The following is a 21,776-nucleotide window of genomic DNA, read 5'->3' as shown; positions in this document are numbered from 1 at the left end:
ATGCAATGGGGTTATCGCTTCGTGAGTGGTATGTTGTTTCTGGCTGCTGTCATCGGCATGGCATTTGCCTTATATCTTGAGCATGTACAAGGTCTGGCGCCTTGTCCGCTCTGTGTGTTTCAGCGTGTCGGATTAATCGGACTCGGGATCATCTCACTGATCGCATTCCTGCATAATCCCGCATCTAATCTCATGAAGCGGCTATATGCCTTGCTGGGTTCGCTCAGTATTTTGTGGTCTGTGGGCGTGGCTGCGCGTCATGTCTGGTTACAGAACCTGCCCCCGGATCAGGTGCCGAGCTGTGGTCCCGGTCTGGAATACTGGCTGGAAACCCTGCCGATGCAGTCTGTACTGCAACAGGTCTTAAATGGTTCAGGGGAATGTGCCGCGATTGACTGGACCTTCTTGGGTCAATCCTTGCCTGTCTGGTCTTTGATCTTCTTTAGTATTTTATTGCTGATTAGCCTGTGGCAACTACTGCGTAAATATAAAAAGGCACCGGTTAAACGACTCAGAGATAAATACTAATCAAGTTCCTATTAAAAAGCCCTCAATGGAGGGCTTTTTAATGTACGGAGAGTTAAGTCAGGGCAATACCTTCCAGACTGTCCAGATCCGTCATATATTCACGAATCTGATCAAAGGCCTTATCTTCTACACTTGGATAGAACCAGCGCGCCACCTGTTCCGCCACCAGTGGATGATATTGAATTTCAAAATGGTTCAGGCCATAAAAAATCGCCTTGTGTGCATCCGGGACTTTGAGCTGGAAACGCGGATTGGGATGCTCGCCCAAAGCACTTTTAATACTCACCAGATAATCACCAATCACATGCAGGGTCTTGTTCTTGCGGTTTTCAAACTCGATGGTGCCGGCGACCAGATAGGTGTCGATATGAGAGGGAATCGGGGCAGGTTTACGGTGATCATCCATAAAGCCGATCCGAAGTGGATTATGCTCCCAGTCATCATCCCGGACGCTGCCATGGCGCAAATCCAGAATACCGTTACTGCGAATATTGACCAGATGGCCAAGCAGCCGGATCAGTGGAAAATGTCCAAGTTTGTCCTGCAAGCTAAAGCCAAAACGTTCCAGTACTGCACCATGATGCGGTGAACCCAGACAGACCAGATTTTCCACCATATTGACCCAGCTATAGACATTCTGCTTGCCATAAAACAGCGCACTACGAGAGACCAGACCACCCATGCTATGCCCGATCAGGTCAATACTGGTAATTCTCGGATTGCGAGCAATCAGATCCTGTAAGGTATTCGCCAGACTTCGACCATTGGCAGAAATCCGGCGTCCAGTATTGTAATTCAGATAGAGCATGGTATTGCGGTCACGCTGCGCCAGTAATTTTGCCCCAATGCCCTCATATTTGCGATTTGACCAGTCTAAATGGTTCATGCATAAGCCATGTACAAACAAAGTAATACGACCGCTTAGCTCACCTTTTTGCAGCGAGCCATAATAGTCATAGATCACCATCGGCAAGGCCAGAGGATTCTGATATTTCAGCAGATAATCCCCGATAATGCCATTTAAGACACTGACCAGGAAATGCAAGGAAGGTGTCAGCGGTTTATTATGCAGTTTAGGAAAGCGTTCAATAATCTGGCGCAAAGCAGGGGCAATCAGGGTATTGCCGTAATGAAACAGCATGTCATAAGACATTTGATAGAGCCGCACGATTGAAGGAATATTCTGAATTTTTTCTGAATTATTTTCACTTAAACCGAAAATACTCATTAAAATTTCGCGTTGAATACTCTTGATCAGCTCCTGGATCACATCGTTAAAGCGCATCGTTACCAGCTGCGCCAGACCTTCCAGTACATCGGCCTGACTCGGCGGGGTTCGATCCCATCGACAATAGGTTTCATGTAACGGTGTCAAACTTGGCATCTGATCCTGTCCTTTCAATGAGCCGCATGTGGTGCCATCTTTCTTTTTAAAGAACTTCGCGGTATAAATTCTTTTTCTTGTTGAGTTTCCTGATTTTGAGGGCCTCAGCTTAAAATAACGAGAATGAGAGAAGATTTTGAGCTTTTTTGTCAGACAATTTAAGCAATTAACTGGTCTTATAACGTAGTGTACTTCACATTATTTAAATTAAATTTTGATGATTGATGGGTTTTTTGTTGGTAGTTCATGAATATCATTTATTTGCATGGTTTTAAGAGTAATTCGAACTCGATCAAGGGGAAATTGCTGCAACATTACTGTGCAAAGTATCCTGAAATTCAGGTACATTTACCCGATTTAAACATGTCACCGAACGCTGCCATTGCGTATGTTTCTGGCCTGATTGAATCGATGCATGATGTGGCGTTACTGGGCAGCAGTCTCGGCGGATTTTATGCGACACATCTGGTCGCACAGCATGCTGTGCCTGCTGTACTGATCAATCCGGCAATGCGACCATGGCAACTGTTTCTTGAACTATTTGATGAGCAACTGCCTTATCAGGTTCATCCGAAATGGTGTCTGGATGAAGCAGATCTGGTACAACTCCAGCAATTGGCCCTGCCTGTTGCACAAGATGCAGACAAAATACTGGTTCTGCTGCAACAAGGTGATGAAGTTTTGGATTATCGTGAAGCACATCGTTATTATAGTGCTGCGCATCCCCCTGCAATACTGATGACTGAAGCGCATGGCAGTCACGGGATGGATGATTTTGCGGAAAAAATTCCGTTCGTCTTACAGTTTTTATTGGACTGCATAAAAAAGGAAACCGAATAACGTGTCTCAATATACGGCTCAATCTCTTGAAGTTTTATCTGGTCTGGATCCGGTCCGTCGTCGTCCGGGCATGTATACCGATACTTCTCGTCCCAACCATTTGGCACAGGAAGTGATTGATAATGCTGTCGATGAGGCACTGGCAGGACATGCCAACAAGATTACCGTCACGGTCTATAAAGATGGTTCTTTATCAGTCGAAGACAATGGCCGTGGGATGCCGGTGGATATTCACCCTGAATACGGCCAGAGCGGTATTGAAATTATCATGACCAAACTGCATGCCGGCGGTAAGTTCAGCACCGATAACTACCAGTTTTCCGGTGGTTTGCATGGCGTCGGGATTTCAGTGGTCAATGCGCTTTCGACCCGGGTAGAGGTTGAAGTTCAGCGTCAGGGCAATCTGTATAAAATGGCCTTTGAAAATGGCGAACCGGTTGCACCGCTTGAAGTGCTGGCAGGTAAGGCACCGAAACGGGTATCAGGAACTACGGTACAATTCTGGCCTGAAGCCAAATATTTTGATTCGCCTAAATTTGCCTTAAAAGCGTTAAAACATAATCTCAAAGCCAAAGCTGTTTTGGCGGCGGGTTTACAGATCAATTATGTTGATCAGATCAATGATGAAAAGATTACCTGGCAGTTTGAAAATGGTCTGGTTGATTATTTGATGGACGAGCTGGAAGACCGTGAAATTATTCCGGCACCGGCGTTTGTTGCCACAGGCGATGCGGAACGTGCCAGCGCAGAATTTGCAATTTGCTGGAATGTCGAAGGGGGTGAAAGCGTCCAGGAATCTTATGTCAACCTGATTCCGACCGCACAAGGCGGAACGCATGTGAATGGTCTGCGTTCAGGCGTCACCGATGCGATGCGTGAATTCTGTGAACTGCGTAATTTGCTGCCGCGGAATATGAAACTCTCTGCCGAAGATGTCTGGGACGGCGTCAATTATATCCTGTCGCTGAAATTTCAGGAGCCGCAATTCTCAGGTCAGACTAAAGAACGTCTATCGAGCCGTGAAGCAGCTGGAATTGTGCAGAATATTGCCAAAGATGCCTTTGCATTATGGTTGAACCAGAATTCTGACATCGCCATGCAACTGGCAGAAATGGCCATTTCCAAAGCCGGTCGCCGTCTCAAAGCAGCGAAAAAAGTAGAACGTAAGAAAATTGTCGCGGGTCCAACCTTGCCGGGGAAACTGTCGGACTGTGTAGGCCATGATCTGGATCAGTCAGAACTGTTTATTGTGGAAGGGGATTCTGCGGGTGGTTCGGCCAAGCAGGCGCGTGATAAGAACTTCCAGGCGATTATGCCAATTCGTGGAAAAATCCTGAATACTTGGGAAGTCTCTTCTGACGAAGTTCTAGCATCGCAGGAAGTACACAATATTGCGATTGCCATTGGCGTTGATCCGGGTTCGGATGACTTGTCTGAACTGCGTTATGGCAAGGTCTGTATCCTGGCGGATGCCGACTCGGATGGTTTGCATATCGCGACTTTGCTGTGTGCCTTGTTTGTAAAGCATTTTCCTACACTGGTCGAGGAAGGGCATTTATTTGTAGCGATGCCGCCATTATTCCGTATTGATGACAATAAAGATGTGCACTACGCTTTGGATGAAGATGAGCTGAATAGCATCCTGAAAAAATGCAAAACCAAGAATCCGCAAATCACCCGATTCAAGGGTCTGGGCGAGATGAATGCCAGTCAGTTACGTGAAACCACGCTTGATCCAAACACGCGTCGTCTGGTGCAACTGGATCTGGATGATGCTCATCATACCGCAGGGTTACTGGATAAACTTTTGGCGAAAAAGCGTGCCAGTGACCGCAAAGACTGGTTGGAGCAAAAAGGTAATCTGGCAGATTTGGTGGTTTAAACTATCGAATTTAAGCAGTAAAAAATCCCGCAAGCGCGGGATTTTTTGTTTTAAAACAGTGCAAAAAATATTCAAGGTGCTGCACTTTATTTGTACATCATCTTCTATCTTAGTTTTGGCATATTTTGATTGGTCTTTATGCAACTTATTTAAAGTTGAGTCTGAGTTCTACATTGCAATAGGGCTTTAAGTCTTTTTAGTATGACTAAATACATGATTCATAATACAAATAATGAGATCAGTTAAAGTGAATTTTTTTATTTTTTGAAGCCTTGGCACAGAAATTGAATCACTCCATCCAGATGTACAACAAGACAAGCATGAAAAATGCACCATTATAAAGTTTGGAGAAAAATCTGATGTTCCAACGCAATTTATTTTCAAAAAGTATTTTAGCCGCAACCATGGCAGGGGCTGTTGCATTAACGGGGTGTTCAAAATCTGCTGAAAAAGCAGAAGCCCCGGGCGCAGAAAGCAAAGTCGCAGACAGCGGCGACACGATTAAAGTCGGGATCCTGCATTCATTGTCAGGCACGATGGCAATTTCTGAGACCTCACTGAAAGATACGGCCTTAATGGCGATTAAGGAAATCAATGATAATGGTGGGGTACTGGGTAAAAAACTGGAACCTGTGGTGGTCGATCCAGCATCTGACTGGCCACTGTTTGCAGAGCAAGCACGTCAGCTGATTACCCAAGACAAAGTCGCGGTAATTTTCGGTGCATGGACGTCGGTGTCACGTAAATCTGTCTTACCAGTGGTTGAAGAGCTGAATGGCTTATTGTTCTATCCCGTACAGTACGAAGGCCAGGAACAATCCAAAAATATTTTTTATACTGGTGCTGCGCCTAACCAGCAAGCCATTCCAGCCGTGGAATACTTGATGAGTGAAGAGGGCGGTAAAGCGGAGCGTTTTGTTCTGCTCGGTACAGACTATGTTTACCCACGTACCACCAACCAGATTTTACGTGCTTTTTTAAAGTCTAAAGGCGTGGCTGATGCGGACATCATGGAAGAGTACACGCCATTTGGTCATAGCAACTATCAAACCATTGTCGGCAATGTGAAAAAATTCGCAGCTGGTAAAAAGACTGCGGTGATCTCGACCATCAATGGCGACTCGAATGTGCCGTTCTATCGTGAATTGGGTAATCAGGGCATTAAAGCCTCTGATATTCCCGTCATGGCGTTCTCGGTGGGTGAAGAAGAACTGCGTGGTATTGACACCAAGCCATTGGTCGGTCATTTGGCGTCATGGAACTATTTCATGTCAGTGAAGAATCCGGTCAATACAGAATTTACCAACAAAATGAAGCAGTATGCAGTGGAATTCAAACTGCCGAATGCAGACAAGCTCGTGACCAATGACCCAATGGAAGCAACTTATGTCGGGATTAACATGTGGAAGCAAGCCGTTGAAAAAGCAGGTTCTACAGAGGTCGATAAAGTCCGTGAAGCGATGGCAGGTCAGGAATTCAAAGCCCCATCGGGCTATACCTTAAAAATGGATGCGACGAATCACCACTTACACAAGCCAGTCATGATTGGTCAGATTCGTGGCGATGGACAGTTTGATGTGGTCTATAAAACGCCACAAGCCATCCAGGCACAGCCTTGGAGCCCGTACATTCCGAAATAACAGCTATCTTTTGCCTGCCACAGCCGTGGCAGGTGTCCTCTGATTTTTTTCTTACTCTCCACGGAAAATTTCCAATGGAATAGGGGTGAATATAATGAATATTCGCGTGAATATCGCCGCTATTTTTCTGGTATTTGTACAGGTTATTTGTGTACAACTGGTATCAGCAGAACAATCCTCAAATAGCACTGCATTGACTGCAGCAATACAACAAGATGCAATCCAGCAATTTGTGCAAGGTGATTTTGCCCAGCGCCGTGCTTTACTGAAGCAATGGCCGGGCAGTATTGAGCAGTTAGATCAGCTTGCAGAATATGTTGAAAACGAGCAGCTTTATAGTGGGGCTAATGGTCAAACCTATATTTTAGAATCGGACGAAAAATTACTCAGCTATCCGAGTCTAGGCATCGTTGCAGATTGGCCGAGTGACTTATCACAAGTGACTTTGGTGAATACCTTGCGTAAAGCGCTCAACTTTGGTTTGGCACAAAGAAAACTCAAATCTGAAGATGCTTCCGAGCGTTTAGAAGCGATTGATATTTATGAAAGCAACTTGGCAGAGCTGAATGTTGCTCACATCAATGCCCTGTATTTGAACGAACAAAATAACAAAGTCAAAGCCCGTTTGGCCCAGCTTAAAGCGCGTCTGGATTATCAAGATGCAGATGTCTTAGTTAAAATTCAAGCGGCGAAAGCCTTGCAAGACTCCAATCGTCCCGATGTCTTGGCGATGATCGACAATGAGCTGACACAGCCGAATATCCATTCTGAGCTGAAAGCGGCTTTGCTTGAAGCGAAAAGCAGTATTAAAACCCGGATTCAAGCCAGTGAATGGACTGGGCATTTATTTTCAGGGCTGAGTACTGCGAGTATTTTACTGCTTGCAGCACTCGGTTTAGCCATTACTTATGGTTTGCTCGGTGTCATCAATATGGCGCATGGTGAGCTCATTATGATTGGCGCCTATACTACTTATGTGGTGCAAAGTCTGTTTAAAAGCTATTTGGGTAGCTATGTCGAGTGGTACTTAATCGCCGCTATTCCTGCGGCATTCTTGGTGAGTGGACTGATCGGTATGTTGATTGAACGTACCGTGATTCGTCCATTATACGGTCGTCAACTTGAAACCTTGCTTGCAACCTTTGGGGTCAGCCTGATTCTGATGCAATTGGTACGCATGACTTTTGGTGCGCAAAATGTCGAAGTTTCTAACATTTCCTGGCTGTCAGGCGGGATCTCGATTACTCCAAGCTTGATGCTGCCCTATAACCGTATTGCGATTATTGTCTTTACTATTGCAGTGCTTTTGTTGTTGGTTTACCTACTGAATAAAACCCGTTTTGGCTTGTTTGTACGTGCGGTGACGCAAAACCGTCAAATGGCGCGAGCAGTCGGTATTCGTTCAAGCCGTATCGACATGATGGCCTTTGGTTTAGGTTCAGGTCTTGCAGGACTAGCCGGATGTGCTTTGGCACAAGTCGGTAACGTCGGGCCGGATTTAGGGCAAAACTATATTATTGATGCCTTCTTGGTTGTAGTAGTCGGTGGTGTAGGTCAGGTGTGGGGTGCAGTCCTTGCAGCGCTTGGTCTGGGTATTAGCGGTACAGCCTTGGAAATTGGCATTGGTGCGGTACTGGCAAAAATTATTCTCTTGGTGCTTGTGATTTTGTTTATTCAGAAACGTCCACAAGGTTTGTTTGCCATCAAAGGCCGTTTTGTGGAGTAAGCACATGAAGATCACACAATTATTATCCGACAAACCGCATAGTGGCATTGCGATTGCCGTGTGCTTTGCCATTTTATTGGCATTGCCATGGTTACACCTGTTACCTGCCGATTCAACCCTGCATTTATCTGCGTATTGGGTCACCCTGATTGGCAAAATCATGTGCTTGGCCTTGGTCGCTTTGGCACTCGATTTAGTGTGGGGTTATGCCGGCATTTTAAGTTTGGGGCATGGTTTGTACTTTGCCCTTGGCGGTTATGCCTTTGGCATGTACCTGATGCGCCAGTCTGCAGGGGATGGTATTCCTGACTTTATGCGCTTCCTGAGTTGGACGGAAGTGCCATGGTTTTGGGTGGGGACTGAATACTTCCTTTGGTCACTTGCCCTTGTGGTGTTAGTACCGGGCATCATTGCCTTTATTTTTGGTTTCTTTGCTTTTCGCTCGAAAATTAAGGGCGTGTATTTCTCGATTATTACCCAAGCTATGACTTTTGCTGCTGCATTACTTTTCTTCCGTAATGAAACCGGCTTTGGTGGCAACAACGGCTTTACCGGTTTTAAAACTATTTTAGGTATGGACATTACCTCGGCATCGATGCGGGCAAGTTTGTGCTTTATCACCGCTTTGGTATTGTTGCTGTGCTTTATTGGTTTACGTCATTTGATGAATAAACCGTATGGCCGTGTACTCGGTGCAATTCGTGACAGCGAAAACCGTCTGCAATATTTGGGCTACCGTACCTTGTGGTACAAGCTCTCGGCATGGGTGCTATCTGCGGTGATTGCAGGCATTGCAGGGGCACTGTATGTGCCACAAGCCGGCATTATTAACCCAAGTGAAATGAACCCGGTGAACTCGATTGAAATGGCGGTGTGGGTGGCAGCGGGTGGTCGTGGCACGCTGATTGGTCCATTGATTGGGGCAGGCTTAATCAATGGAGTAAAAACCTATTTTACTTCGGCTTATCCTGAAGCATGGCTGTTGATTTTGGGTACGTTATTTATTGTAGTGACCATCTTCCTGCCAAAAGGCATTATTGGTCTGTTTGACCGTTTTAAAAAGGAGCGTAGCGAATGAGCGAAATCCTACAACCGCATGGTGGTCATGCTTCTGAAGGCTATGGTCGTCCAAAAGAACAAGGCGCAGACTTTACTCACGGCATAGCGCTATATCTGGAAAAAGTAAGCGTCTGGTTTGATGCTTTTCGTGCCTTAAATGATTTGTCGCTCTACATTGAAGAAGGGGAATTACGCTGCATCATCGGGCCGAACGGGGCAGGTAAAACCACCCTCATGGATGTGATTACCGGTAAAACGCGACCAACCGAAGGCACAGCATTTTTTGGGCAAAACTACGATTTAGCCAAAATGAGCACTGAACAAATTGCCGAAGCAGGCATTGGGCGTAAGTTCCAAAAACCGACGGTGTTTGAAAATTTCACCGTCATGGAAAATCTGCTTCTAGCAGCACCCAAAGACAAACGTGTGAAAAAAAGCCTCTTTAGCAAGCTTGATCCGGATGCACAAAATGCCTTGGATGAATCCCTCACTCAAATTCGTCTGCAAGAGTTCATTAATAAACCTGCTGGCTTGCTGTCACATGGTCAAAAGCAATGGTTAGAAATCGGTATGTTGCTGATGCAACGTCCAAAACTGATTTTGCTTGATGAACCTGTAGCAGGCATGACCGATGCCGAAACCGAACGCACGGCGGAGCTGTGTTTAGAACTCAAGAAAAATCACACCCTCGTTGTGGTCGAGCATGACATGAGCTTCATTGACACCATTAGTGAAAAAGTCACGGTACTGGCGCAAGGGGCAATTTTGGCAGAAGGCACATTGGCAGAAGTACAAGCCAATGAAGATGTCATTGAAAAGTATTTAGGGCGTTAAGGAGCTTGCGATGTTAGAAGTCAAAGACGTCAATCAATTTTATGGTGGCAGTCATATTTTACGTGATGTGTCATTGACTGCACCTGTGGGTGAATGTTCGGTGGTGCTTGGACGCAATGGGGTGGGGAAAACCACGCTCCTTAAATGTCTGATGGGTATTTTACCGATTAAATCCGGACAGATTTTGTTGGATGGCAAGGACATTTCGAAACTCAGTCCTGAACAGCGTGTCCGTGCAGGTCTGGCTTATGTGCCCCAAGGTCGAGATATTTTTTCAACTTTAACCGTGGAGGAAAACATCCTCATTGGTATGGCGAAATTTAAAGGCGCAAAGACACGCAAAGTGCCTGAGCATCTCTATGAAATTTTCCCTGTGTTGGATGAAATGAAGCATCGCCGTGGCGGAGATTTGTCTGGTGGTCAGCAGCAGCAGCTTGCCATTGCACGAGCACTTGCTTCTGAACCGCGTGTGCTGATTTTGGATGAACCGACTGAAGGTATTCAGCCATCCATTATTAAAGACATTGGCCGGGTCATTCGTAAACTGGCGGATGGTGGTGAGATGGCGATTGTGCTGGTTGAGCAGTTTTATGACTTTGCTGAAGAACTTGCTGATGGATATACCGTGATGGCACGTGGCCAAGTCGTGGCGCAAGGTGTGGGTAGTGAAATGCCGGAGAAAGGCATTCGGGAGTTGGTGGCAATTTAAGGCTTTTAGCTCCTTCTCCTATGGGAGAAGGTGGGGGGTGAGGGCTTATCTTTATTTACCTCTCCCTAACCCTCTCCTAGAAGGAGAGGGAAAAAGCCTCCCTGAGCAAGATATAAGCACTGCTTTATATCGAAGCGTAAGAAAGGGAGGTTTGGAGGGATTAGATTTTAAATCTCCTCTTACGAAGCAGAGCTTCTCATCTCTTAAAGAGAGAGGGGAATTTTCTTTTTTGAATAATGGAGGGATTAGATTTCTGTATTTTCATCCCAAAGGAAGTACATACCAAATTGTCCAGTTCTAAATTCACCGCCTATCGCTTTGCCCGTATCAGCCATATTTTCCCTATAATATTTTGAATATTATGTTTGTTATAGGGTAATAAGATATCGCTGAATCAGCAATCACTCAACCTTTAAATACATGCCATCCGCCGAGACATTATGGCCAAAACCGCAAGACATTGGATTGTTGCTATTCACTACAATCTGTTGTCCAATTTGAGCGTTAAACTGAAATTTCAAATCAATTTTGCAATTTTCTACGCTGTAATTGGCCTGAGCTTTATTCAGCGACATACGGGTTAAAAATTCTCCCATATTTGGTCCATAAATCAGACTGCGTAAACCCATATAGAGTCCATTAAACTCAATCTGGTAGGCATTAGAAGCTGGTTTAACTTCCATCGTATTCCACTGACCAAAACCTGCATAGCGGACATATTTTCCTGCAAAATTCTTCGGTTTTTCTGGTGCAGGTAACTGTTTTAGATTGAACTGGCTGGCTTTAGTATTCGGAAAAACGGAAAACCAGGCGCGTGCCCATTGCGGCTTTCCAAGCTTGGCATAACTTAAGCCAACATTATTAAACGCCGTGGTGATATCGCGTTCGGAAAAAGCTGTACCACCGTCTTCTACATTCATCGCACAAAAGGATGACCATGCGGCTTGTTGCTCAAATTGCGCTATGGCCTTTTGATATTGTTTTTGGTCGTAGAATTTTTTGCCATTATTTGCATAGCTTTGCACTTTGCTACAGCCTGAACGGAGCTCTTTTTCAAAGTCTGAATCAGCAAAAGTGAGCATACTTAAACTTAAAAGACCAATAGACAATAGAGATTTATACATGGTGTTATTCAGTATGATTTTGAGCTGAATAAAACATAGCCGCTCGTATAAGTAAATAGAACTTGTGCTTATTAAACTGGATAACAACAAAATATCGTGATGGCCAAATATTAAAAAGCTGAAAAGGAGTGTCCAGAAAGCAGTTCTGGAATAGCTTTAAACTAAGAATGAATCAAGCTCGATCCAGATTCAGTTGCAAGAGGACCAAATCACGCCATTGCCCAAACTTCTGTCCGACTTGCGGCATATAGGCAGTTTGAACGAAACCCAGTTTTTCATGCAGACGAATCGATGAAGTGTTTTCAGAATCAATCGCCGCGACCATGATATGCAGTTTCTGTACTTGAGCCTGTTCAATTAAATACTGCAATAATTGAGAACCCAAACCTTGCCCTGCATAATCCGGATTTAAAAAGATGGAATGTTCGACCGTCTGTTGAAAGCCCTGAATACTGCGAAACTGATCATAACAGGCATAGCCAGCAATGACCTGATTTCGCGTATCTTCAACCACAAAAACCGGGAAATTCTGATTTTTAAGCTGCTTAAACCAGATTTTGAAATAGTTCAAATCAAAGGCTGTTCTGTTCCAGGTCGCAGTACCATAGAGTACTTCCTGATTATAAATCTTGAGGATGGTTTCAAGATCATGTTCGGTCGCAGGTCGAATATCAAAATCAGGCATATTCTTGTTCTAGTAGAGGTGAGCTGAAATCACAGTTTAAAAAAAGCAGAACCGGAGTTCTGCTTTCGATCATACATCAATTAGAAATGATATTTCACAAGTGCGCTGACATTGTTTTCATCTTGATTTTTAAGACCAAACTTATTGTTCCACACTGAATGTTCAACACCGAGGTATAAACGGGTATCTGGAGAAATGTGTTTGCCCGCATTCCATTTCCACTGTGTAGTCCAGTTTAACTCGCTTGCTTGAGCGTCTTTTTCAGCAGTTGACCAATCAAGGAAGCCATCTACAAGAAAATCTTCAGCACCCAGTTTAAATGGCACACCATAGGTAAGCGTCATTTGATAATCGTCTTTATTGCCAAACACTTTTTCATTGTTTGCACGATAAAGATTTAAGCTTGCATATTGAAAGTATGGGATATCAAGGTCAAAGCCCACGCCATATAGGAAGTTATCAGCATTATCTGAACCTTCCCACGTTGTTGAAATAAGCACATCTTTCACTGGACCAAAGGCAAGTTTTTGGCCTGTAACTTCGCTTAAGCTTAAACGTGGTGATAACTCAAAGTACGTACTTTTAACATCATCGCCACCGCGCAGACGATCCATAAAGAAGAATACATCTGCATATTTAACTTTTGCAGCATATTCAACAGTTAAAGTAGTTTGCTGATCGTCTACAACTTCATAGTTTTCACCATAAAGACCTGTAACGCTAAAGTCCTGCCAAACTGGTTTTGCTTGAGCAAATGCTGCAGTTGAAGCCAATGCACAAAGTGCCGCAAGTTGTGTAAATTTCATTTAAATCTATCCCCCCGAGAAAGCAGAATAAGCATACAGATTAATAAGTAAAAATAAAGTTAAAAGTGATCGCTGACTTAAATATATTTCAGCCCCCATGAGTTGAATGAAGACGATCATCTTCCTCAGTTTTCATTGCCTTTCGCTGATACTTCTCTAAATTATTATTTTTTAAATAAAGTTGAATATGTAGTGCCTTAAAAGACTGAATGTATAACTAAAAATATAAAATCACTTCAATTTACGATGATTAACTTACAAAATCAGTAAAAAATAGGGGGGGATATACAGATTGTTTAGTAATTAATTTGGGCCTGAGGCTGAACAGCTTTGTTCTGTTTGTGTAATGAGGTTAGTTTGAAAATCTCAAATGACCGTCGTTTTATAAGCCTGTTCTCAGCCTCTTCAAGTGAGATTGAACGGTCTTATATTTCAATAAAAAATTATTTTGCAGGTTGTTATTTTAAAATGACGAAAGAGTATTTTTCCCGGTTATGCAAAAGCAACTAAATAATGATAAAGCAAATGATCTATTCAGGACTGTAAGGCTGACTAGGCGCTGATCTTATAAGATAAATTATTAGGTAAAAGTGAGCTAATTTCGATAAAAAATACTTTTAATTCCTCCTTTTTTAGGTTTCCTGGTCGAGTGTTATTTAAGCGATTTATCGGTCTGGCTAAAAAATTATTTCAAATTAAATCATGTGAAAGGTTGTGAAATTTCCGTTTGAAAAATCCTGTATTTTTGAGCTGAGTAAGCAGTTGTCACAATGGATTATTCTTTTGCTAAAAAACCAAAATATCACTTGCATATTTCCAAGATACAGCCGATATTCAAGATATAAGGACACGATTCTGCAGACTCAAAAATGTGTTCATCATTCAAAATGGAGGGTGTGATTCCAATCATTTGAAGAAGTGAAATGCGATGCGAAACAGCAAGCTACAAACGTGCCAAGATAAAAAATTTTGCACTCAAAAGTTACAAAGATTGAGGATGGTAATATATGAATATTGAACTTCGTACCGATAACCACATTCAGAATAGTGATCGTTTAATTACTTATGTACGGGAAGAATTAAATCAAGAATTCCAGCGCCACAGCGAACGTATTACCCATTTTTCAGTCCATCTTAGTGATGAAAATGGCGCCAAAGGCGGCGATGACGATATTCGTTGTATGATTGAAGCGCGTCCTGCAGGCTTGAAACCTGTCGTAGTCAATCATCGTGGCCATAATGTCGATACTGCGATCCATGGTGCAATTGACCGACTAAAACGTAGTCTGGAACATGTGATCGAGAAAAAAGACAATGTTCGTCTTGGTGCTCTCGAACTAGCAGACACAGATACTGCGGATATCGAAGACTAAGCCGAACCGATTTGAAAAAGCCCTGCGGGGCTTTTTTCGTATTAAACAAAAATATAGTTATGAGAAGCACAACAAATCCTGCTTTATTCGGCATAATAGTCGAAAACGAATCAAAGTGAGCTCCATCATGTTAACTGCGCAACAACAACTTTTTGTGCAAGCACTCGAAGAATTAAATCTGGACCAGGTCAAACAGCTGCTGGCAGATGGACTCAACCCGAATTTTATTGATCATGACAAAGGCCCGGTGATTTCGGTCTGGTCAGATGGCCTGTTTAAATGGTGGGAAGAAGTGTGTGAGCTGTATGAAGCCGGAACACCACTTTCAGAAGAGGAGAAACAGGCACGTTTGGCGGTACATTTACAGATTCTGGAAGAACTGATCCAGGCCAAAGTGAATCTGCATTTGTGGGATGCAGAAGAAATTTATGGTCCACTCTGGGATGCCGCAAGTGCCGCATGCGCGCCAGCTGTACAGCGTTTACTGGATGAAAAAGTCGATCCAAATAGCAAAGATGAAGATGGCATGACTATTTTATCTTCAATTAGTGATCTATTCTTTGATTGTGATTTTGATGAAATCAACTGGTCAGAAGCCTTGGATGAAGAAAAACAGACGCTAGAACTGCTTCGCAAGCATGGCGCAAAAATGACCAAAGAACTCAGTTAAATTTTAATAAAGAGCTCCAACATGACAACATTAAAAACCTTGGGTTTGATTGCACTGGCCGGTTATAGTGCACAGCTTTTCGCAGCAGATTTTGAATTTGATCGACCAGGTGAGGGTCTCAGTACTGGAATTACGCCAGTCGGAAATGTCGCTTGGGAGCAAGGGTTGCCTACAGCGCGTTATAGCAAGTCGGGCGATCAGACCGCGACCACACTCAGTGCAGATATGTTGTTACGTACCGGACTCAGTGATGATCTGGAATTGCGTTTAGGTTGGGCTGGCCCGACCTGGACCCAAGTGAAATCCAATGGCCAGACCGAAGAAGATGATGGTCTGGGCGATGTTAGTATTGGTCTGAAAAAGGCCATTGATTTGGATGATGACAAACTCAGTATGGCTTTGCTGGCCGAAGCCATCATTGCAACAGGCAATGCCGGTTTCACTAATGAAGAAGATATTTACAGCTTGGGTTCTGTCGTGTCGTATCAATATAATGACTTGGTCAGTACCGCATTGACCATGCGTTATGAATGGCAGGACAGCAACTGGGCAGTGTCTGCGATTCCTTCTCTAGGCTACCGCATTACTGATCGCTGGTCAGGTTATTCTGAACTGATTTACCGTAAAGCTGAAAGTGTCGATAATCAATACGCGCTCGGTACCGGGGTTATGTATGCCTTAAACGACCGTGTCCAATTGGATGCGAATGTCGGTGTAGATCTGGATGGTGCAGATCGAAGTTACTTCTCAGGCCTAGGTTTCTCTGTGCTGTTCTAAGTTATTCAACTCACAGATGATGAAATACTCGCAGTTCCCGACCTGGGGGAAAATGCTTGCCCTGGTTATTTTGGGAAGCACCTTGTTCAGCAGTCCTGCTCAGGCGGAAACTGCATTGTTGTCTGCCGAGCAGGCTTTTCCTGTGAGCGTGATCTCCACCAGTCAGCAGCAGGCTGAACTGAGTTGGCAGATTCCAGACAACTATTATCTGTATCAGCATAAAATTGAAGTCCGGCAGGGCAACCAACCGGTGTCGTTTGAGTTGCCACCCGCTGAAGATTTATATGATGATAACTATGGACATACCCAGGTTTATTATCAGCAGTTAAAGTTTCAAATTCCGACTCAGGCAGGGCAATCCTATCAGGTCAGCTGGCAGGGCTGTGCCAAAGACCGGATCTGTTATCCGCCACAAACCATTCAGTTCAAGACCGATTTGTCCGGTCTAGTGCAATTCGAAGCTGCCGGATCAGGAGCAAAGCGTTTACTTGATCTGAATACTTCATCACTGCAACACAATACCCTGTTTAATACAGTGGATTCCTCAGAATCTACAGCAGATGAAATCTCTGCATCAGCCAACACACAAACCGAACCTTATGCAGCACAAGACCAGAAATGGTCAGCCCAGTTGCTTGAGCGCTCTTTGGGCTATGGGCTTTTACTGTTCTTCGGCTTGGGAATTTTACTGGCTTTCACCCCGTGTTCCTTGCCGATGCTGCCAATTCTGACCTCGCTGATCGTACGTGACAGTAAAGGCCTGAAAGCCTGGATGATTGCACTGACTTTTGTCAGCAGTATGGCTACTGTCTATGCGGTACTCGGCTTAATTGCGTCTTCAGCTGGTCTGAACTTCCAGCGCTGGTTGCAGCAACCGGGAACCCTGATCGCATTTAGCATCCTGTTTGTCCTGTTTGCCCTGAATCTGTTTGGCCTGTTTGAAATCAAACTGCCGCAACGTCTGGTTCATCGTCTGGACCGGGCGCAGGCCATGCAGCAGGGAGGGAGTCTGGTCAGTGCCGGTGTCATGGGCATGATCTCGGCACTTCTGGTAGGACCATGCATGACCGCACCACTGGCAGGTGCATTGTTATTTATTTCCCAGACGCAAAGTCAGTGGCAGGGCGCTCTGTTGCTGTTTACTCTGGGTTTTGGGATGGGCACGCCTTTATTACTGGCCAGTATTCTGGGTGCACGGATTCTGCCTAAAGCCGGGCACTGGATGAATCAGATTAAAGTGCTCTTTGCCTTTATCATGCTGGCATTGGCCCTGTATTTTATTCGGCCGCTAATTTCAGAAGCCGCTTTACAATGGTTATCCTTAGCTTTGGGTATGACCTTCGTAGCCTATGTGCTGTTCCGGATTTTCTGGCATCGCACGAGTCTAAGATGGCTGTATATCCTGTGTCTGGTACTGGCTGTACCTTATATTGCTTATAGCCAATATCAGCATAGTCAGCGGTTTTTTGTGGAGCAGGTGAGTACAGAAGTCAACTGGCATGTGGCACGTAGTGCAGCAGAATTTCAGCAGATTTTGAACAAGGCACCACAAGGGCAAAAGATCATTATTGATGTCTACGCCGACTGGTGTGTCGCCTGTCAGCCGATCGAACATCGTATTTTAAAATCTGCAGCGGTGCAGCAGGCGCTTGCGCCATATTTCCTGATCAAGCTGGATTTAAGCCAATATAATGCCTCTCATCAAGCACTGTTAAACCAATGGGAAATTCTGGGACCGCCAACGTATTTATTCTTGAATGCGCAGCAGCAGGAAATTCGTGGCTTGCGTTTGACCGGTGCCTTTAGCGAGGGAGAATTGCTGGCACAACTGCAAGCGCTGGCTCAAAGTGAAAATCCATAATCTAGTCTTAAAAAGCTGAACCCGTTTAAGAGACCTGCATCTGTGCTGGCACCGGTTCAGCATAGGCTTTGACCAGATTACGCCCACCGGCTTTAGCCTGATAAAGCGCCTGATCGGCCTGACTCAATAACTGCTGCGGGCGTAATTCCGCGCTAGAAATGGCAATCCCGAAACTGGCGGTCACCGGAATCAGCTCACCCTCATCACTGAAAATCTGCAATTGCTGAATGGCGATGCGACAGCGTTCAGCCACTTGCTCGGCTTTTTCCAGACTGGTATTTTTAAGCACCAAAATAAATTCTTCCCCGCCAAAACGGCCGACCACATCACTTTCGCGCAATTGCTGGTTCAGTACAGCACTCACTTCAACTAAGGTTTCATCGCCCTTATGATGGCCATAGTGATCATTAATTTTCTTGAAATGATCCAGATCTAATAGCACTAAAGCATAATTGGGAGTGGCTGCGGCATTCAGTTTATCCAGACATTGGTTGATACTACGGCGGTTAAACAGGTTGGTGAGCGGATCAATCTGACTCAGCTGTTTGATCAGCTGCTCGCGATGACGCCATTGACTGAGCAGAATCTCGAATAACACCATGCAGACGGCCAGAATTGGCAAAATGAAATACAGCATCGATAACAGCCAGAAACCATTATAAAAAAGCTTGTCATCGATATTAAAGAGCGGTGAATAAGGTAATTGATGACTGAAACTTAAATAGGCACATCCGCCCAGAAAAATGGAGGCAGGAATCAGCATGCTATACACCAGCGTGCGATGAAACAGCACCAGACCGACCATAATTAAGCAGACGTAAGCGGTGGTAGCGACCGGACTGATCACGCCGACAATATAGGCATCCCGGCATAGCGAAACCACAAAGGTGCCGACTGCCAGATAGGGTAGATAACGTTCCACCAGACGGTTGCCCTGAAATTTATAACAAGGATAAATCAGTAAGGCTAAAATCAATAAAAAACTGCCGTTCAGCACGACTTGTGAATGAACCCGTTCAATCTGTACATATTGCCAATACTCAGGATTGAATAAAACAAAGAGATCCCAGCCGAGCCAGGTCAGATGTACACCGCATCCCAAAGTCAGCATCAGGATGCATTTCTTCAGGATACGCCAGTTCATCACGACTTCATCTTCGACCAGATATTTCTTGATTCTGTGTCTTAGCACTTTTTCTAATACAGGCGATATTCGCTTCATGGTCCCGGTCTGACTTTAATTGTTATGGCAGATTTTTTAAGACTTATTGGATATTTATAGCTTTATTTACACAAGATAATATAAGTTTGAATGCTTGATAAACAACAATATTTAAAACATTTTTGTGATTTAGTTGATATCTGATCTGCTCATTCTTTGCCTATAGCATAAGTGATCTAGGCTATACCAAAGGGTTCTAATCAAAATTAAAGAGGTTAAGAGGCATACAGTTTTGTTCTAAATTCAGGATGATGTGTTTTATTTGTGCTAATTATTTCAATATGGTCAATCGTTAAAATGGCTGCATTGTTAGAAACAACCAAAGATAAAGAGCGAAGCCATGAAAGTTTTACAGATTGATTCCAGTATTTTAGGAGATGCTTCTATTTCGCGTCAGTTGACTCAGGCCGTGGTGGAACAATTGCAGCAAAAATATGCTGAGGCCATTGAAGTTGAGTACCTGGATCTGGCAGCACAGCCTATTCCCCATCTTACTGCCGAAATTTTAATGGGCCAGAATGCAGAACAGACGGGATTGGGCGAGGAAATTTTAGAGCAATATTTGCAGGCGGATATCGTGGTGATTGGTGCAGCGATGTATAACTTCGGTTTGCCATCGACCTTAAAAGCCTGGATTGACCGGATTTGTGTCGCGGGACGTACCTTTAAATATACCGAACAAGGTCCTGTGGGTTTGGCGGGCAATAAGAGAGTGTATATCGCCAGCAGCCGTGGTGGTGTGTATGGCGAGCAAAGTCCGGCTGATTTTCAGGAGGCTTTCCTGAAAACCGTATTTAACTTTACCGGCGTGAATGATATCGAAGTGATTCGTGCTGAAGGGGTGAACATGGGCGAAGCGGTTAAAGCCCAAGCATTGCAAACTGCATTGCAGCAGGTTCAGGCCATTTAAAAATCTAAAACCTCTTTTCAAAGGTCAGCTACGGCTGACCTTTTTTATGCATTGAATTATGGTTAATCTCGGTCCAGACGATGGGCAAATTCTGCAAGATCGGTCAGGGCCTGCTTGGCTTCATCGAACCAGGCACTGAACATCTGGAAGTTGTGCCACATGCCGGTATACAGTTTAAATTCGACCTCGACACCCGTCTGTTCCGCTTTTTCTTTAAAACGGCTAGCATCATCCAGCAGAATTTCCTTGGAACCTACCTGAATATGAATCGGTGGCAAACCGGTTAAATCGGCAAAAAAAGGAGAAACTTCCGGATCACCACGATCAATCGAACGCGGCACATAATATTCAATCCCGGTTTGAACCGTTTCCAGAGACAGCAGGGCATCATGCTTCTGGTTATAACGTAAAGATTCACTGGTCAACGTTAAATCCAGCAGTGGAGACAGCAGAATCAGACCGCTGACCTGTGGCAGACTTTCCTGCTGTATTTTGAGTGCCAGCGCCAAGGCCAGATTGGCACCGCAAGAATCGCCGGACAGAATAATATCTTTGGCCTGAACACCTTGATCCAGCAGCAGATTATAGACATCAAACAAGGCTTCTAATGCTTCTGGATAGGCAGATTCAGGTGATAGCGGATAATCGACATGCAGTACCTGCATCTGGGTTCGAGCCGCAATTTGAGTCATAAAGGCGCGATGGGTATTTAAAGAACCTAAGTAAAATGCGCCGCCATGAATATGAAAAATCAGCTGGGTCGATTCCTGCTGCGGCTTAATTTCTTCCGCGCGCAGTCCGGCCAGTCGGAGCGAGCGAATCTTTACCGTTTTATCCTGAGGGAAAAGTTTGCACATCTGTTCCAGAGCAATGCGCATTGAACTCGGTGGAAGACTGAATCTGCTCGGGGCACGAATGGCCGTTTTTAAAAAGCTTTCTGTAATTAATTGTTTCGTTAGCGGGCTTATCTTCATCTTCCTTCCATCTTTTTGTGCTTTTATTGATCGTGTAGATTATTTACCAACCATATTTACAAGGTTACACTAAATAGTCACAGCTAAAAATTGAAAAATTGTTGTGACTTTTTAATACTACATGGGTCTATTTTCAGACTAAGGAAATGAAGAAAAATGAAAAAAATAGCGCTTACGTTAGGACTACTAGGCTTATCTGCACTGGCTAATGCCGCGGATCCTTTAAATGGCACGGTATGGAAAACCATTGATGATAAAACCAAGCAGCCTAAGGCCATGGTTAAATTCACTGAACAAAAGAACGGCACTTTGTCAGCCAGTATTCAGTCTGTGTTAACTCCAGGTGAAGAAAATGCCTGCAAGAAATGTGAAGGTCCATATCACAACAAATCTCTGAAAGGCCTGACCATTGTTAAAGGTCTAAAAAATGCTGGCGGGACTAGCTATGACAGCGGTTCGATCCTGGATCCGCAATCTGGTAAAACCTATAAGTTGAAAGGCCAGCTAGCAGACGGTGGCAAGAAGCTTGAGCTACGTGGTTTTATCGGCGTAGCGGCATTGGGTCGTAACCAGACCTGGATTCGTGCCAACTAATTTATTTTAAGCAGATATACAAAAGCCTGACCGATGTCAGGCTTTTTTTTTATAACTATTAGGGTCTGTTGACATTTACTGTTCATAATTAACCCTATAAAGGTAGCCATAAAAATATACAGGCTAAAGCAACAGAACTTTGATAATTTCTTTTGAGCTTGTCATATCGAGTAGCTAT

Annotated in this window: 20 protein-coding genes and 1 pseudogene; 14 read left to right on the top strand and 7 right to left on the bottom strand. The window is 44.3% G+C overall.

Annotation, left to right across the window (positions count from 1 at the left end):
* Entirely contained in the window at positions 1 to 528 is a 528-nt protein-coding gene (locus ACP7AK_RS12985) for a disulfide bond formation protein B (protein WP_004281272.1), read from the top strand.
* Positions 529 to 580: 52 nt separating this feature from the next.
* On the opposite strand, the gene ACP7AK_RS12980 is transcribed toward ACP7AK_RS12985, so the two are convergent.
* Entirely contained in the window at positions 581 to 1,912 is a 1,332-nt protein-coding gene (locus ACP7AK_RS12980) for a hypothetical protein (RefSeq protein WP_425880066.1), read from the bottom strand.
* Between the two features lie 246 nt (positions 1,913 to 2,158).
* On the opposite strand from ACP7AK_RS12980, the gene ACP7AK_RS12975 reads away from it, so the two are divergent.
* The 7 genes from ACP7AK_RS12975 to urtE all read left to right on the top strand — a co-directional run bounded on the left by ACP7AK_RS12975 (position 2,159) and on the right by urtE (position 10,602).
* Entirely contained in the window at positions 2,159 to 2,752 is a 594-nt protein-coding gene (locus ACP7AK_RS12975; RefSeq protein WP_425880065.1) for a YqiA/YcfP family alpha/beta fold hydrolase, read from the top strand.
* Between the two features lies 1 nt (position 2,753).
* Complete coding sequence (parE, locus tag ACP7AK_RS12970) at positions 2,754 to 4,634, top strand: DNA topoisomerase IV subunit B (RefSeq protein WP_004281275.1); 1,881 nt, start codon at positions 2,754 to 2,756, stop codon at positions 4,632 to 4,634.
* Between the two features lie 359 nt (positions 4,635 to 4,993).
* Positions 4,994 to 6,274: an urea ABC transporter substrate-binding protein gene (urtA, locus tag ACP7AK_RS12965; RefSeq protein ID WP_004729110.1), complete on the top strand. Its 1,281-nt coding sequence runs from the start codon at positions 4,994 to 4,996 to the stop codon at positions 6,272 to 6,274.
* A 94-nt stretch (positions 6,275 to 6,368) separates the two neighbouring features.
* Positions 6,369 to 8,000, top strand: coding sequence for an urea ABC transporter permease subunit UrtB (urtB, locus tag ACP7AK_RS12960; RefSeq protein WP_425880064.1), 1,632 nt, complete (start codon positions 6,369 to 6,371; stop codon positions 7,998 to 8,000).
* Positions 8,001 to 8,004: 4 nt separating this feature from the next.
* Positions 8,005 to 9,078, top strand: coding sequence for an urea ABC transporter permease subunit UrtC (urtC, locus tag ACP7AK_RS12955; RefSeq protein WP_425880063.1), 1,074 nt, complete (start codon positions 8,005 to 8,007; stop codon positions 9,076 to 9,078).
* Positions 9,075 to 9,893 carry an urea ABC transporter ATP-binding protein UrtD gene (gene urtD / locus ACP7AK_RS12950; protein ID WP_425880062.1) on the top strand — a complete coding sequence of 273 codons (819 nt, stop codon included), beginning with the start codon at positions 9,075 to 9,077 and terminating at the stop codon, positions 9,891 to 9,893. Before urtC ends, urtD begins: the two co-directional genes overlap by 4 nt.
* Positions 9,894 to 9,903: 10 nt before the next feature.
* Positions 9,904 to 10,602, top strand: coding sequence for an urea ABC transporter ATP-binding subunit UrtE (urtE, locus tag ACP7AK_RS12945; protein WP_004729117.1), 699 nt, complete (start codon positions 9,904 to 9,906; stop codon positions 10,600 to 10,602).
* Between the two features lie 401 nt (positions 10,603 to 11,003).
* On the opposite strand, the gene ACP7AK_RS12940 is transcribed toward urtE, so the two are convergent.
* The 3 genes from ACP7AK_RS12940 to ACP7AK_RS12930 form a co-directional block, all read right to left on the bottom strand.
* Complete coding sequence (locus tag ACP7AK_RS12940; protein ID WP_425880061.1) at positions 11,004 to 11,726, bottom strand: hypothetical protein; 723 nt, start codon at positions 11,724 to 11,726, stop codon at positions 11,004 to 11,006.
* Between the two features lie 172 nt (positions 11,727 to 11,898).
* Positions 11,899 to 12,411, bottom strand: coding sequence for a GNAT family N-acetyltransferase (locus ACP7AK_RS12935; RefSeq protein ID WP_314101404.1), 513 nt, complete (start codon positions 12,409 to 12,411; stop codon positions 11,899 to 11,901).
* 80 nt (positions 12,412 to 12,491) lie between these two features.
* Positions 12,492 to 13,217: an outer membrane protein OmpK gene (locus ACP7AK_RS12930; RefSeq protein WP_005105335.1), complete on the bottom strand. Its 726-nt coding sequence runs from the start codon at positions 13,215 to 13,217 to the stop codon at positions 12,492 to 12,494.
* A 1,007-nt stretch (positions 13,218 to 14,224) separates the two neighbouring features.
* Here ACP7AK_RS12930 and ACP7AK_RS12925 point away from each other — a divergent pair.
* The 4 genes from ACP7AK_RS12925 to dsbD all read left to right on the top strand — a co-directional run bounded on the left by ACP7AK_RS12925 (position 14,225) and on the right by dsbD (position 17,898).
* A complete protein-coding gene (locus ACP7AK_RS12925; RefSeq protein WP_005261539.1) occupies positions 14,225 to 14,590 on the top strand; it encodes an HPF/RaiA family ribosome-associated protein in 366 nt (121 codons plus the stop codon).
* A 127-nt stretch (positions 14,591 to 14,717) separates the two neighbouring features.
* Entirely contained in the window at positions 14,718 to 15,260 is a 543-nt protein-coding gene (locus tag ACP7AK_RS12920; protein WP_004647221.1) for a hypothetical protein, read from the top strand.
* Between the two features lie 21 nt (positions 15,261 to 15,281).
* Positions 15,282 to 16,037 carry a transporter gene (locus ACP7AK_RS12915; protein WP_425880060.1) on the top strand — a complete coding sequence of 252 codons (756 nt, stop codon included), beginning with the start codon at positions 15,282 to 15,284 and terminating at the stop codon, positions 16,035 to 16,037.
* Positions 16,038 to 16,056: 19 nt separating this feature from the next.
* On the top strand, positions 16,057 to 17,898 hold the full coding sequence (gene dsbD / locus ACP7AK_RS12910; RefSeq protein WP_071850326.1) for a protein-disulfide reductase DsbD: 1,842 nt from the start codon (positions 16,057 to 16,059) through the stop codon (positions 17,896 to 17,898).
* Positions 17,899 to 17,923: 25 nt separating this feature from the next.
* On the opposite strand, the gene ACP7AK_RS12905 is transcribed toward dsbD, so the two are convergent.
* Positions 17,924 to 19,120 (bottom strand): GGDEF domain-containing protein, encoded by a 1,197-nt coding sequence (locus tag ACP7AK_RS12905; RefSeq protein WP_425880059.1) that lies wholly within the window; start codon positions 19,118 to 19,120, stop codon positions 17,924 to 17,926.
* A 340-nt stretch (positions 19,121 to 19,460) separates the two neighbouring features.
* Here ACP7AK_RS12905 and ACP7AK_RS12900 point away from each other — a divergent pair, with 340 nt between their 5' ends.
* Positions 19,461 to 20,030, top strand: coding sequence for an FMN-dependent NADH-azoreductase (locus tag ACP7AK_RS12900; RefSeq protein WP_425880058.1), 570 nt, complete (start codon positions 19,461 to 19,463; stop codon positions 20,028 to 20,030).
* Positions 20,031 to 20,092: 62 nt separating this feature from the next.
* On the opposite strand, the gene ACP7AK_RS12895 is transcribed toward ACP7AK_RS12900, so the two are convergent.
* Positions 20,093 to 21,004, bottom strand: coding sequence for an alpha/beta hydrolase (locus tag ACP7AK_RS12895; protein WP_425880057.1), 912 nt, complete (start codon positions 21,002 to 21,004; stop codon positions 20,093 to 20,095).
* Between the two features lie 156 nt (positions 21,005 to 21,160).
* On the opposite strand from ACP7AK_RS12895, the gene ACP7AK_RS12890 reads away from it, so the two are divergent.
* On the top strand, positions 21,161 to 21,598 hold the full coding sequence (locus ACP7AK_RS12890; RefSeq protein ID WP_005105342.1) for a DUF2147 domain-containing protein: 438 nt from the start codon (positions 21,161 to 21,163) through the stop codon (positions 21,596 to 21,598).
* 75 nt (positions 21,599 to 21,673) lie between these two features.
* Here the strand turns inward: ACP7AK_RS12890 and ACP7AK_RS12885 are convergent.
* Positions 21,674 to 21,776 (bottom strand): annotated as a pseudogene (locus ACP7AK_RS12885) (IS5/IS1182 family transposase); the annotation flags it as partial.

The sequence above is a fragment of the Acinetobacter sp. TWP2-2-3 genome (assembly GCF_049896445.1).
Classification (GTDB): Bacteria; Pseudomonadota; Gammaproteobacteria; order Pseudomonadales; family Moraxellaceae; genus Acinetobacter.
Note: the sequence above shows the minus strand (reverse complement) of the source record. Positions and strands in the feature narration are given on the sequence as shown.